The sequence below is a fragment of the Kitasatospora sp. NPDC059817 genome (assembly GCF_042731835.1).
Lineage (GTDB): Bacteria > Actinomycetota > Actinomycetes > Streptomycetales > Streptomycetaceae > Kitasatospora.
On sequence record NZ_JBHWIR010000206.1, the window covers coordinates 1 to 12518 of the forward strand.

10 protein-coding genes and 1 pseudogene are annotated in these 12518 nt (G+C 75.1%); 8 read left to right on the forward strand and 3 right to left on the reverse strand.

Annotation, left to right across the window (positions count from 1 at the left end; translation table 11 throughout):
* Positions 1 to 264: 264 nt before the first annotated feature.
* From ACFV61_RS30340 to ACFV61_RS30350, 3 genes are all read left to right on the forward strand, one after another.
* A complete protein-coding gene (locus tag ACFV61_RS30340; RefSeq protein ID WP_063348047.1) occupies positions 265 to 852 on the forward strand; it encodes a 50S ribosomal protein L25/general stress protein Ctc in 588 nt (195 codons plus the stop codon).
* A gap of 109 nt (positions 853 to 961) precedes the next feature.
* Complete coding sequence (gene pth, locus ACFV61_RS30345; protein WP_063348046.1) at positions 962 to 1540, forward strand: aminoacyl-tRNA hydrolase; 579 nt, start codon at positions 962 to 964, stop codon at positions 1538 to 1540.
* A gap of 137 nt (positions 1541 to 1677) precedes the next feature.
* Positions 1678 to 2001 (forward strand): hypothetical protein, encoded by a 324-nt coding sequence (locus ACFV61_RS30350; RefSeq protein ID WP_380495095.1) that lies wholly within the window; start codon positions 1678 to 1680, stop codon positions 1999 to 2001.
* 141 nt (positions 2002 to 2142) lie between these two features.
* On the opposite strand, the gene ppc is transcribed toward ACFV61_RS30350, so the two are convergent.
* The gene (gene ppc / locus ACFV61_RS30355; protein ID WP_079135660.1) at positions 2143 to 4953 is read right to left on the reverse strand and encodes a phosphoenolpyruvate carboxylase; all 2811 of its coding nucleotides are present in this window, start codon (positions 4951 to 4953) and stop codon (positions 2143 to 2145) included.
* Between the two features lie 259 nt (positions 4954 to 5212).
* Between ppc and ACFV61_RS30360 the strand changes: the two genes are divergently transcribed.
* The gene (locus ACFV61_RS30360; RefSeq protein ID WP_063348044.1) at positions 5213 to 6481 is read left to right on the forward strand and encodes a sensor histidine kinase; all 1269 of its coding nucleotides are present in this window, start codon (positions 5213 to 5215) and stop codon (positions 6479 to 6481) included.
* Between the two features lie 66 nt (positions 6482 to 6547).
* Here ACFV61_RS30360 and ACFV61_RS30365 read toward each other — a convergent pair whose 3' ends face one another.
* Positions 6548 to 7057: an SUKH-3 domain-containing protein gene (locus ACFV61_RS30365; protein WP_063351179.1), complete on the reverse strand. Its 510-nt coding sequence runs from the start codon at positions 7055 to 7057 to the stop codon at positions 6548 to 6550.
* An 83-nt stretch (positions 7058 to 7140) separates the two neighbouring features.
* On the reverse strand, positions 7141 to 7602 hold the full coding sequence (locus tag ACFV61_RS30370) for a YwqJ-related putative deaminase (RefSeq protein ID WP_063348043.1): 462 nt from the start codon (positions 7600 to 7602) through the stop codon (positions 7141 to 7143).
* 380 nt (positions 7603 to 7982) lie between these two features.
* Here ACFV61_RS30370 and ACFV61_RS30375 point away from each other — a divergent pair, with 380 nt between their 5' ends.
* From ACFV61_RS30375 to ACFV61_RS30390, 4 genes and pseudogenes are all read left to right on the forward strand, one after another.
* Positions 7983 to 9167, forward strand: coding sequence for a Gfo/Idh/MocA family protein (locus tag ACFV61_RS30375; protein ID WP_380495097.1), 1185 nt, complete (start codon positions 7983 to 7985; stop codon positions 9165 to 9167).
* Positions 9164 to 10312 carry a DegT/DnrJ/EryC1/StrS family aminotransferase gene (locus ACFV61_RS30380; protein WP_380495099.1) on the forward strand — a complete coding sequence of 383 codons (1149 nt, stop codon included), beginning with the start codon at positions 9164 to 9166 and terminating at the stop codon, positions 10310 to 10312. The genes ACFV61_RS30375 and ACFV61_RS30380 overlap by 4 nt, the downstream gene beginning before the upstream one ends.
* A gap of 107 nt (positions 10313 to 10419) precedes the next feature.
* On the forward strand, positions 10420 to 11421 hold the full coding sequence (locus ACFV61_RS30385) for an SMI1/KNR4 family protein (protein ID WP_063348042.1): 1002 nt from the start codon (positions 10420 to 10422) through the stop codon (positions 11419 to 11421).
* Positions 11422 to 11481: 60 nt separating this feature from the next.
* Positions 11482 to 12518, forward strand: a pseudogene (locus tag ACFV61_RS30390) (hypothetical protein); the annotation flags it as partial.

Here is a 12518-nt window from a genome sequence, read left to right on the forward strand (position 1 = left end):
CCCCGGTCCGGATCGGACCGGGGCCGCCGCCGATTTCACGGGAGGCCGTTCATGCGGTTAGACTCGTGAAACTGCTCGGCGAGGGATGCCGTGTGCCTGCTTGCCGGGTGCCCGCTCCGTGATCGACGCGCTGCCGGTACCGGATTCCCGTCCGCCGGCAGAGGCCGTTACCGCCGAGTGACCCCCGAACGTACTGAGGGTGTGGTCCCGGCGGTTTTTCGCGTTGCCTGCACCCCCGCGCCAGTCTTCCCGAGGAGTGCAGTCGTGTCCGAGATCCGCATCGCCGCTGAGACCCGTTCCGAGTTCGGCAAGGGTGCCGCCCGTCGCGCCCGCCGCGCCGGCTTCGTCCCCGGTGTCGTCTACGGCCACGGCCACGCCCCGGTTCACCTGAACCTGCCGAGCCACGACCTGATGATGGCGCTCAAGACCCCGAACGCCCTGCTGGTCGTGCCGATCGAGGGCAAGGACGAGTACGTGCTGCCGAAGGCCGTCCAGCGCGAGGCCATCAAGCGCACCATCGAGCACGTCGACCTGCTGCTGGTCAAGCGCGGCGAGAAGGTCACCGTCGAGATCCCGGTCCTGACCGAGGGCGAGCTGGCCCCCGGCGGCAACCTGCTGGAGCACGTCCTCAACGCGCTGCCGATCGAGGCCGAGGCCACCCACCTGCCCGAGTCGGTCACCGTCTCGGTCGAGGGCCTGGAGTCCGGTGCCTCCGTCCTCGCCAAGGACATCGTCCTGCCGGCCGGCGTCACCCTGGCCGTCGACGCCGACGCCGTCGTGCTGCAGGTCATCGGCGCCCAGGCCGCCCCGGCCGAGGACGAGGCCGCCGAGGCCGAGGGCACCGAGGCCTGAGCCTCGCCCCACCAGCTGTGACCGCTGCCCCGGTCGCTCCCCTCGGAGCGGCCGGGGCAGCGGTGTGTCCGGGAAGATGACGTAGAGCGCGCACAGGAGGAGAGAGGGCATGGCGGACGAGTACGAGGGCCCCTGGCTGGTGGTGGGGCTGGGCAACCCGGGCGAGCAGTACGCCCGGAACCGGCACAACATCGGGTTCATGGTGGTGGACCTGCTGGCGCAGCGGATGGGCGCGAAGTTCAAGGCGCACAAGAGCCGGGCGCAGGTGGCCGAAGGGCGGCTGTCCGGCCGCCGGGTGGTGCTGGCCAAGCCGATGTCGTTCATGAACCTCTCCGGCGGGCCGGTGACGGCGCTGCGGGACTTCTACAAGGCGCCGGCCTCGGCGCTGGTCGCCGTCCACGACGAGCTGGACATCGACTACGCGGCGCTGCGCCTCAAGCTGGGCGGCGGGGACAACGGCCACAACGGGCTGAAGTCGATCACCAAGTCGCTGGGGCCGGACTACTACCGGGTGCGGTGCGGGATCGGTCGGCCGCCGGGCCGGATGGAGGTCGCGGACTTCGTGCTGAAGGACTTCTCCGGCGCCGAGCGCAAGGAACTGGAGTGGTTCGTGGACCGCTCGGCGGACGCGGTGGAGGCGCTGCTGTCCGAGGGGCTGGAGCGGGCGCAGGGCACCTACAACTCCTGACGCTCCATCAAGTCGGGGAGTGGTGTTACGCAACAGTCGTACAACGCTTGCCGGTCCAAACCTGAATCCGTGTGAGAAGCCTGTGCGGGATCGGATAGCGTCGGCCTGGTACGCGAACGAGTCCTGGGGAGTTCTCGATGCGGGGTTTTCGTCCGGTCCGCCGACTACGGCGGCTCCGGGTGGTCCGACTGAAGCAGTTCGGACGGCGGGTCGGCACGGCCGGTGCGCTGGGGGCGGCCGGGGTGCTGCTCTCGGGCGGCGCGGTGGCGCACGCGGACGCGGTGGCCGAGCCGGATCCGGGGGGCTCCCCGGAGCCCGCGGCGGCGCAGTTCGGGCCGCTGCTCGGTGACTCGATGGGCGCGGACGCCGGGCTGCTGGCGGTCGGCGGCGGCCTGGTGGTCGCGGCCGGCGGCGCCGCGCTGTGGCTGAAGCGCCGGCGCGCGGGCGAGCCGGGCGAGTAGCCGTCCGCGCGGTGACACGACACCGGGCCGGTGCCCAAGGGCGCCGGCCCTTTCGCGTGCCCCGGGCCCTTCCGGTACGGGACGGGGCCGCCGCCCACCCCGGAGGGCGGACGGCGGCCCCGTCCCGTACGCGCGGTGGCGTCAGCCGGTGTTGCGCAGGCCGGCGGCGATGCCGTTGACGGTCAGCAGCAGCGCGCGGGCCCGCAGCGGGTCCTCGTGGCGGCCGGTGGCGACCTCCTCGCGCTGGCGGCGCAGCAGCGCGACCTGGAGGTAGGAGATCGGGTCGAGGTAGGCGTCGCGGACGGTGAAGGTCTGCTTGAGCACCGGGTTGTGCTCCAGCAGTGCGCCCTCGCCGGTGAGTCGGAGCACCTCGCGCAGGGTGAGGTCGTGCTCGGCGACGATCTGGTCGAAGACGTGGTGCAGTTCGGCGGGCACCAGCTGCTCGACGTAGTGGCGGGCGATCCGCAGGTCGGTCTTGGCCAGCGTCATGGCGACGTTGGACAGGAAGTTGCGGAAGAAGTGCCACTGGCCGTGCATCTCGTCGAGCACGCCGCCGAGGCCGGCGGCGCGGGCGGCGGCGAGGCCGGAGCCGACGCCGTACCAGCCGGGGACGATCTGGCGGGACTGGGTCCAGCCGAAGACCCACGGGATGGCCCGCAGGCCGTCGAGGCCGGCGCCGGAGTCGGGGCGGCGGGACGGGCGGGAGCCCAGGTGCAGCGAGGCGAGCTGGTCGACCGGGGTGGCGGCGAAGAAGTACTTCGGCAGGTCGTCCTGCTCGACCAGGGCGCGGTAGGCGGTGTGGGCGGCCGCGGAGACCTGGTCCATCGCGGCGTCCCAGCGGGCCAGTTCCTCGGGGGCCTGGCGCGGGGCGGTGTGCAGCGCGGAGGCGGAGAGGGTGGCGGAGATGGTCAGTTCCAGGTTCTCCCGGGCGAGGGAGGGGAGCAGGTACTTGTCGGAGATGACCTCGCCCTGCTCGGTGACCTTGATCTCGCCCTCCAGGGTGCCCCAGGGCTGGGCCAGGATGGCCTCGTGGGAGGGGCCGCCGCCGCGGCCGACGGTGCCGCCGCGGCCGTGGAACAGGCGCAGCCGGATGCCGTAGCGGTGGGCGACGTCGCGCAGCCGGCGCTGGGCGCGGTGGATCTCCCACTGGGAGGTGGTGATGCCGCCGAACTTGGAGGAGTCGGAGTAGCCGAGCATGACCTCCTGGACGTCGCCGCGCAGCGAGACGAGCAGCCGGTAGGAGGGGTCGGACAGCATCTCGTCGAGGATGAGGTCGGCCTTCTGGAGTTCCTCGGTGGTCTCCAGCAGCGGCACGATGCCGATCTTGGCGATGCCGCCGTGCAGGTCGATCAGGCCGGCCTCGCGGGCCAGGACGGTGGCGGCGAAGACGTCGTCGGCGCCCTGGCACATGGAGATGATGTAGCTCTCGACGATCTCGTCGCCGAAGCGCTCGAAGCCCTCGCGGATGGTGTTGAAGACGCCGAGGGTCTTGGTGCCGGCGGCGTCCAGCGGGGCCGGGGTGGGGGCGAGCGGGCGGCGCGAGCGGAGCTCCTTGGCGAGCAGCTTCTGCCGGTACTCGCGGGGCATGTCGGCGTAGCGCCAGGCCTCCTCGCCGAGGCGGTCGAAGAGCTGGCCGAGGGCGTGGTGGTGGGCCTCGGCGTGCTCGCGGACGTCCATGGTGGCGAGCTGGAGGCCGAAGGCCTCGATGGTGCGGATGGCGCGGGCGAGGCGGCCGTCGGCGATCAGCTCGCCGCGGTGGGCGCGCAGGGAGTCCTGGATGAGCCGCAGGTCGGTGATCAGCTCGCGGGTGCCGAGGTAGTCGCGGCCCTCGACGTGCGGGGTGCCCTGGGCGAGCCGCTCGCGGGTGTTCTCCAGCTTGAGCCGGACGCAGGTGGCCTTGAGACGGTAGGGCTCCTCGGCGTTCATCCGCTTGTAGCGGGGGCTGAGCTCGGGGAGCTGGTGCAGGTCGGTGTTGAGCGAGGCGAGCAGTTCGACCGAGGCGCCGGCCAGCCGCTCGGAGGTGGAGAGGGTGCTGCGCAGGTCGTCGACGGCGGCCAGGGCGTCCTTGATGCCGTACTCGTGCTGGAGGTTGAGGACGTCCCAGGTGACCTGCGGGGTCACGTTGGGGTTGCCGTCGCGGTCGCCGCCGATCCAGGTGCCGAAGGTGAGCGGGCGGACGCCGTCGGGCAGGGTCAGGCCGACCCGGCCGAGCTCCTCGTGCAGTTCCTCCAGGACCTGGGGGACGGCGTCGCGGTAGAGCTCGTCCAGGTAGTAGACGGCGTTGCGGGCCTCGTCGGTGGGCTCGGGGCGGGCGATGCGCAGCTCGTCGGTCTGCCAGAGCAGGTCGATGACCTCGGCGAGGCGGCGGTCGGCCTGGCGGCGGGCGCTGCTGGTGCGGGCCGGGTCGGCCTGGGAGAGGCCGGCGGCGATCTCCTCGCGGTGGATGCGATCGAGGAGTTCGCCGATGCGGCGCAGCTTGTTGAGGACGCTGCGGCGGGCGGCCTCGGTGGGGTGGGCGGTGAAGACCGGGCGGACCGCGAGGTGGGCCAGCGTGTTTTCGAGGTGCTTGGGGTCGGCCTCGGCGAGCTGGTCGGCGGTCTGGGCGAGCAGCGAGCCCTCCCGGGCGCGGCGGGTGGCGAACTCGCGGCCGCGGTGCACCTGTTCGGTGACGTTGGCGAGGTGGAAGTAGGTGGAGAAGGCCCGGACCAGCTTGGCGGCGGTGTCCAGGTCGATGTCGGAGAGGAGTTCGGCGGTGGCCTCGCCGTCGGTGCGGCTGAGCAGGCGGACCTGTTCGACCAGGCCCAGCAGCTGGGGGCCTTCCTGTCGGACGAGCGTCTCGCCGAGCAGGTCGCCGAGGCGGCGGATGTCCGCCCGCAGGGCCGCGTTGTCGGCAACTGGGCCGGTGGCGTGGACAGTGGGGCTGTCCGCCGGGGTGGGGACCGGAGCGGTCACGGCTGGCTCCCTGTGGTGGTGGGGTTCGGCAACGGCTCATCGTCACAGGTCCGCCCGCGTGTGGCGGGTGTGACGCGTGCGGACCGCGCTGTCCGACGCGACCAGCATAGGTGTCGGGGCGGTCGCTGTCCGCGAGGTGGCCGGATGGCGGACAGTGACGCCGCAGGCCGCATGTGGTCTGGACCACTTGAGGGTCCGGCGAGGTGTCGGGGGCAATCCCGGTGGGGAGGGGAGGGGGTTGCCGCTTAGGGTGTCAACCATGAGCAAGTCGCCTGGGGAGCGCGCGCCGGTCCGGCCGTTCTGGTGGTGGGAGCGGCCGCGCAGCGCCTTCCTGGACATCGGGCTGGCGGTGCTCGCCGCGCTGGAGTGCGCGCTCAGCACGATCGCCTTCCTCTCCGGCCGGGTGCACCTGGACGCCGCCGGGATGGCCGGCATCTCGCTGCTCGGCGTGGTGGCGGGCGGTTCGCTGGTGCTGCGCCGCCGCTGGCCGGCCGTACCGGTGCTGGTGACCCTGGTGGCGATGCCGGGGATGCTCGGCGTCCTGCTGCTGGTGGTGTCGCTGTACACGCTGGCGGCGACCTGGGAGTGGCCCACCCGGCGCTGGCGGGTGGTGGCGCTGTCCGCACTGGCCTTCGCCGAGACCGTCGCCGTGATGATGGTGTCGATGCTGACGCCCGGCGACACGGCGGTGGAGCAGCCGCCGCTCTGGGGCCAGGTGCTGATCGCGGTGCTGGTCTCCGTCGGCCTGACCGTCCCGCCGGTGGTCACCGGACTGTACGTGGGCGCGCGGCGGCGGCTGATCGACTCGCTCAAGGACCGCGCGCACGGCCTGGAGACCGAACTGGACCTGCTGGCCGAGCAGGCCCAGGAGCGCGCCCGCCGGGCCCGGCTGGAGGAGCGCACCCGGATCGCCCGGGAGATGCACGACGTGGTGGCGCACCGGGTGTCCCTGATGGTGGTGCACGCCGGGGCGCTGGAGCGGATCGTCGCCAAGGACCCGGAGAAGGCCGCGCAGAGTGCCAAGCTGATGGGCGAGGTCGGACGGCAGGCGCTGAACGAGCTGCGGGAGATCCTCGGCGTGCTGCGGATGGACGACGAGCGCCAGCCGGAGCCCGACTCGCTGGCCGGGCTGCCCCGGCTGGTCGACCAGTCCCGGGCGGCCGGCATGGCGGTGACGCTGACCGTCAGCGGCAGCCGGCAGGAGTTCACCGGCGAGGCCGAGCAGACCGCCTACCGGGTCGTCCAGGAGGGCCTGACCAATGCGCACAAGCACGCGGGCGGCGCACAGGTGTCCGTCCTGCTCGCGTACGCGCCCAACGGGGTGCGGGTGAGCGTGGTGAACGCCTGCCCGGGCGGCGGCGGGGGCGCGGCGAAGCTGCCCAGCGGCGGCAACGGGCTGGTCGGGATGCGGGAGCGGGTGATCGCGCTGGGCGGCACCTTCTCCTCCGGGCCGGAGGCGGACGGCGGGTTCCGGGTCGAGGCGGTGCTGCCGTCCCGGCTGGCGGTCCGGGCCGAACGGCTGCGGTGACGCGCCGCCAGGCCCGGCCCGGCGGTCAGGCCCGGGTGCGCGTCGGCGGAGCGCCCCGGGCCGCCGTCAGGACCCGTCGGCGGTGCGCAGCCGCTCCGGGGCGGTGCCCAGGATCAGGGTGGTGACGGCCTGGTCGATGCCGTGCCCGAGGAACCACTCGCCGGTGTGGTCCAGGCTGTAGACCCGGCCCTCCTCGTCGACGGCCAGCAGCGCCTGCCCGTACGCCTCCTCGCCGAGCGGGGCGAGCTGGCTGCCCAGGGCGCGGCCGAGGTCGAGCAGGGTGCGCGGCTGGTGCAGCCCGCACAGCGGGTCGATCAGGAACGGGGTGCGGGCCAGCTGGCGGCCCGGGCCGGCCAGGTCGAAGGCGAGGCCGCCGAACTCGGCCCAGGCCTCCACCGCCGCCGGGAACACCGCGTGCCGCAGACCGGACGGCCCGCCGTACCCGACCAGGGCGTCGGCCCACTCCTCGGCCTGCCGTATCTGCCAGCGGCCGGGGTGCCAGCCGGCCGCCTTGAGCTCGGCGGCGACGTCGGCAGGGAAGCGCGGGCGGGCCCGCCCGGCGGGGGCGGCGGACAGGGTGGCCGGCGGTGGCGGGGGCGGGCTGGGCGGGTTCAGGGCGGACTCCAGGGCTCGGGGACAGGGGGCGTACGAGGGCGCGGTCAGGGCGCGGGCGGCCCGACGGCGACGCTCTGCACGGTGAAGTGCTCCAGCATCGGCGCGCAGGAACGGCACGGCGGGGCGTGGGTGCCGTGCGCCGGGTCGCCCTCCTCCCGGATGCGAACGGTCGTCATCCGGGAGCCCTTGAGCGCCTTGCGGGCCTCGTGCAGGGTCATCGGCTTGCGGGCGGCGCGCTTGGAGCGCCGGCCGTCGACCGCGACCAGGTGCTGGGAGAGCAGGACGGCCTCCGGGCAGCGGCCGGTGAACCGCTCGCGCGCCTCGACGGGCAGCGTGTCCAGGAACTCGCCGACCAGCGGGTGCAGGACCGGCCGTCGGGCGTCCTTGTCCCCGGCCAGGGTGTGCACCTCGCCGCCCTTGAGTGACAGCGCGGCGGCGACGGCGGGCAGCAGGCTGTCGCGGTGGTGGCGCAGCACGGGCGGGCCCGCGGGCTCACCGGTGGTCATGCGTCGTCCTCCTCCTCTGTTCCCGCTGACGGAAGGACCGGTGGGACGGTCCGGGGCAAGCCTGTCAAACGACACCGACATCCGCACAACCGGGGTGCGGGGGCGGACGAACGACCGTGCGGGACCGGCCGGGCCGTCACCCGATCCTCGCCGGACCGGGGCCGGATCCGCACACCGTCGTCACGACTTGTCCGCTGATTTCCCGAAACCACCTCCGGGCCGGGGGCACGGCCGGTACCGTTCCGGCAGCGAGGCCGAAGGGGATCCGGCCGACCGCCCGCGGACGCGCGGACGGGGCCGGACCCGGTGCCCGCGCCGGACGTTGGGGCCGCCGGGGTGGGCCCGAGCCCGCCCCGGCGGCGGAGCGAAGGGGCTCGTGGATGACGTCGGAGCAGCCCGGTCGGAACGGGCCGCGGCAGCGGTCGGGGGCCTGGGACGCGCAGGCCGCCAACCAGGCGCCCGGTGGGCACGTGCCCACGCCGGGCGAACCGCCCCGGCCGGCACCGGAACGCCCGGTGGGCCTCGCCGTGGTCGGGGCCGGCTACTGGGGCCCGAAGCTGGTCCGCAACGCGCAGGACACCCCGGCGCTGCGGCTGCACTGGCTGTGCGACCTGGACGAGGCCAAGGCCCGTGCCGTGCTGGGGGAGTACAGCACCGTCCGGGCGACCGGCTCCTACCGGCGGGTGCTCGACGACGAGCGGGTAGGGGCGGTCGCGGTGGCCACGCCCGCGGCCGCGCACTACCGGCTGGTGCGGGCCGCGCTGGAGGCCGGCAAGCACGTGCTGGTGGAGAAGCCGATCACGACCTCGGCCGCCGAGGCCGCCGAACTGGTCGACCTGGCCGAGCGCAGCGCGCTGGTGCTGATGTGCGACCACACCTTCTGCTACACCCCGGTGGTGCGCCGGATCCGCGAGCTGGTGCACGGCGGCGAGATCGGCGACATTCAGTTCTTCGACTCGGTGCGGATCAACCTCGGCCTGGTGCAGCCCGACGTGGACGTGCTGTGGGACCTCGCCCCGCACGACCTGTCGATCCTCGACTTCGTGCTGCCGCCCGGCGTCGAACCGGTCGGGGTGTCCGCCCAGGGCGCCGACCCGATCGGCGCCGGCCGGGCCTGCGTGGCGTACCTGACGGTCCGGCTGAGCAACGGCGCGCTGGCCCACTGCCACGTCAACTGGCTCTCCCCGACGAAGGTCCGCACCACGCTGATCGGCGGCTCCCGGCGCACCCTGGTCTGGGACGACCTCAACCCGCAGGCCCGGCTGGCCGTGCACGACCGCGGCGTCGACCTCACCCCGCCCGACCAGCTGACCGACGCGATCCGGCACCGGGCGCTGATCTCCTACCGGGTCGGCGAGATGGTCGCGCCCGCACTGGTCGAGCAGGAGGCGCTGCGCAACGTGATGGCCGAGTTCGCCGCCGCGATCACCGAGCGCCGGGCCCCGCTCACCGACGGCCGGGCCGGGGTGCGGGTGCTCCAGCTGCTGGAGGCGGCCTCGCTCAGCCTCGAACTCGGCGGTGCCACCGTCCCGGTGGGGTCCGGGGACCGGGCGGGCGCCCGGTGAGCGCCGGCATCCCACAGGCCGACCCGATCCCGCCAGCCGACTCGATCCCGTTGGTCGACCTGGCGGCCGCGCACGCCGAGGTCGCGGCCGAGGTCCGGGCCGGCTTCGACCGGGTGCTCGCCTCCGGCGGCTACGTCAAGGGCCCCGAAGTGGACGGCTTCGAGCGGGAGTACGCCGACTTCACCGGCGCCCGGCACTGCGTGGGCGCCGGCAACGGCACCGACGCCCTCGAACTCGCCCTGCGCGCCCTCGACCTGCCGCCCGGCGGCGGGGTCGTGCTGCCCGCCAACACCTTCGTCGCCACCGCCGAGGCCGTGCAGCGGGCCGGGCTGCGCCCGGTGCTGGTCGACGCCGACCCGGCGCACCTGCTGATCGACCCCGAGCGGGCCGCCGGGGCGCTGCCCGGCGCGGTCGCGCTGCTGCCCGTCCACCTGAACGGCCAGCTCGCCCCGATGGGGCCGCTGCTGGAACTGGCCGACGGACGGCCGGTGGTGGAGGACGCGGCGCAGTCCCAGGGCGCCCGGCAGCACGGGCGCACCGGCTACGGGCGGATCGCGGCCACCAGCTTCTACCCGGGCAAGAACCTCGGCGGCTACGGCGACGCCGGGGCGGTGCTCACCGACGACGACGAACTCGCCGCCGCCGTCCGGCTGATCGGCGACCACGGCGCGCGCGAGAAGTACCGGCACGAGCGGTTCGGCTTCAACTCCCGGATGGACGCGCTGCAGGCCGTCGTGCTGCGGGCCAAGCTGCGCCGGCTGCCCGCCTGGAACGCCGCCCGCCGGGCCGCCGCCGCCCGCTACGACGCCCTGCTCGGCGGTCTCGACGGCCTGACCCTGCCGCGCACCGCGCCCGGCAACGAGCACGTCTGGCACCTGTACGCGGTGCGGATCGGCCCCGGCCGGGACCGCGACGCCGTCCTCGCCGCGCTGCGCGCCGCCGGGATCGGCGCCGGGGTGCACTACCCCGTCCCGGTCCACCTCCAGCCCGCGTTCCGTCACCTCGGCCACCGCGCGGGGGCGTTCCCGGTCGCCGAACGGGCCGCCCGCGAACTGCTCAGCCTGCCGCTGCACCCGCACCTCACCGAGGCGCAGCAGACCAGGGTCGCCGGGGTGCTGGCCGGGGCGCTCGGGCAGCGGCCCTGACGGTTCCCCTTCTTCTCCCGGGCGGGGGCCCGGGCCCGGAGACGACCCCCTACGCTGGTGTCCAGCAAGCGCTTCGAGAATTTGCAGCAGCCAGTGGGGGCTCCCAGATGACGACAGGTCGGCCCGGCGTCGCCGCCGCACCGAACGCGGCGTACGCAGGTCAGGTGGTGCAGTTCCCGGACCCGGTCCGCGCGGAGCGACACCCCGCCGGGGTCCGGGTGGACGAGTACGGCTACCCGGACTTCGGCTCGTACGCCGCCGCCGCGGCCGAGGTCGCCGACCCGCCGGACGGCTTCGGCGTGGACGAGCTGCGGCTGACCGACTACGTGTCGGCCAACGCCGCGCTGTTCACCCAGGGCCACCCGCTCTGGGCCGACCTGGACACCGCCGTCGCCACCCCGCCCGGCTGGACCTGGCACCACGCGGTCGGCCGGGCCGCCCCCGGCTGGCGGCGGATGGAGCTCGTCCCGGTGGAGGTCAAGGCGCTGCTGCGGCACCACGCCGGCCTGGCCACCTCCGCCGCCGACCACACCCGCCGCGGCACCCGCCCGTTGCAGGAGCGCCGGCCCGTGCACTTCTCGCTGGCCAAGGACGGCGGCGACCCGATCGGCGTCCCCGAGGACCTGGTGCAGCGCGCCGAGGAGCGCCTCGGCTACCGGCTGCCCGGCGCCTACCGCACCTTCCTCAAGCTGGGCGGCGGCCGCGCCCCGGTCGGGGTGGCGCTGGACACCGAGCTCGGCATGCTGCTCGACCAGCCCTTCCTCACCCTCAGCGAGGAGTACGGCACCCAGGACGTCGTGTACGCCAACAAGTGCCTGCGCGACCACCTCACCAAGGACTACCTGGGCGTCGCCTACGCGCAGGGCGGCATCGTCGCGCTCAAGGTGCGCGGCGACCGGGCCGGCTCGGTCTGGTTCCACCTGTACGACGACGCCCGCGACACCGGCGCGCCGGAGGCCCCGGAGGACCGCTGCGCCCGGCTGCTGCTGCCCTGCGGCGAGGACTTCGACGCGTTCCTGCTGCGGCTGGCCGGCAGCCCGCCGGAGCTGGAGACGGTCGCGGAGCTGATGGTGGACGGCGGGTTCGCCCGGGCCGTCCCGGTGGACTGACGTGGCCGCGGCGGTGCAACGAGCGGGGACGACGAGGATGGGGACAGGGGTGAACCGGGCGTGGTGACGTACGCGCAGGCGCAGGAGCTCGCCGAGGAGTGGATCAACGGCGGGGTGCCGCAGCCGCAGCAGCGCGAGGTACGGGTCCGGGAGTTCGACCTGGGCTTCGTCTGCTGGGCGGTGGCACCCGGGGACGGGACGGCGGGGCCGTCGGGTGCGGGGGACGGGTCGGCCGGCGAGGCGCGACTGGTGATCGCCCGGGACTCCGGCGCGACCACGCTCTGGCCCGCGCTGCCCGTCAACGAGGTGGTCCGGCAGTACGAGGAGGCGTACGGGCGGCCGGTCGCGGCCAACCCGGCGGGGGCGGCGAAGCCCGCGCCCGGGCCGGTCGAGGCGACGTCCTTCCTGCTCAGCCCGCCGCAGTGGCTGCAGGAGGCGGGGGCCGCGGCGATCGCGGCGGAGGCGGAGCGGCTGGGGGGCCAGGGGGCTCCGGCTCCGGCTGCTCCGGTGGCTCCGGCTGTTCCGGTGGCCGAGCCGCCCGCGCCGGTCGCTGCGGCGCCCGCCGTGCCGGCCGCGCCCGCCGTCGAGCCGCCAGTGCCCGCCGTGCCGTCCGGTCCTGCCGGTCCTGCCGGTCCTGCTGGTTTCGCCGTTCCGCCGCAGGCCCCGGCCCCCGTGCCGGTGCCGGTGCCGCCGGTCGGGGCCGAGGCGGCCACCGTCCTGATGCCCGAGGGGCTGCGGACCACCGGCTCCGACCTGCCCGACGCGCCCGCGCCGGCCGGGGCCGAGGCCGCGACCATGCTGATGCCGCCGGAGGGCGGCTACGGCATGCCGCCGGTCCCGCCGCCCGCCGCCCAGGCGCCCGTGCCGCCCGCGGCCGTCGAGCCGGCGCCGACGCTGCTCGCGTCGCCGGACGCCGTGCCGGGGCTGATGGGCCTGCCGGGTGCGCCGTCCGGGCCGCCCGGCGGGGTGGAGCAGCCGCCGACCGTGCTGGCCCCGCCCGTCGCCGCCCCGCAGCCGGTCGCGCCCCCCGCCGCGGCCGCGCCGGTGGAGCACGCGCCGACCATGCTCGCCGCGCCCGGCGGCCTGCCCGGCCCGGG

What these genes read in the sequence shown, in the direction of transcription:
- pth (WP_063348046.1), top strand. Translation starts at nt 962, where the DNA reads ATGGCGGACGAGTACGAGGGCCCCTGGCTGGTGGTGGGGCTGGGCAAC.
- ACFV61_RS30350 (WP_380495095.1), top strand. Translation starts at nt 1,678, where the DNA reads ATGCGGGGTTTTCGTCCGGTCCGCCGACTACGGCGGCTCCGGGTGGTC.
- ACFV61_RS30360 (WP_063348044.1), top strand. Translation starts at nt 5,213, where the DNA reads ATGAGCAAGTCGCCTGGGGAGCGCGCGCCGGTCCGGCCGTTCTGGTGG.
- ACFV61_RS30370 (WP_063348043.1), bottom strand. Translation starts at nt 7,602, where the DNA reads ATGACCACCGGTGAGCCCGCGGGCCCGCCCGTGCTGCGCCACCACCGC.
- ACFV61_RS30375 (WP_380495097.1), top strand. Translation starts at nt 7,983, where the DNA reads ATGACGTCGGAGCAGCCCGGTCGGAACGGGCCGCGGCAGCGGTCGGGG.
- ACFV61_RS30385 (WP_063348042.1), top strand. Translation starts at nt 10,420, where the DNA reads ATGACGACAGGTCGGCCCGGCGTCGCCGCCGCACCGAACGCGGCGTAC.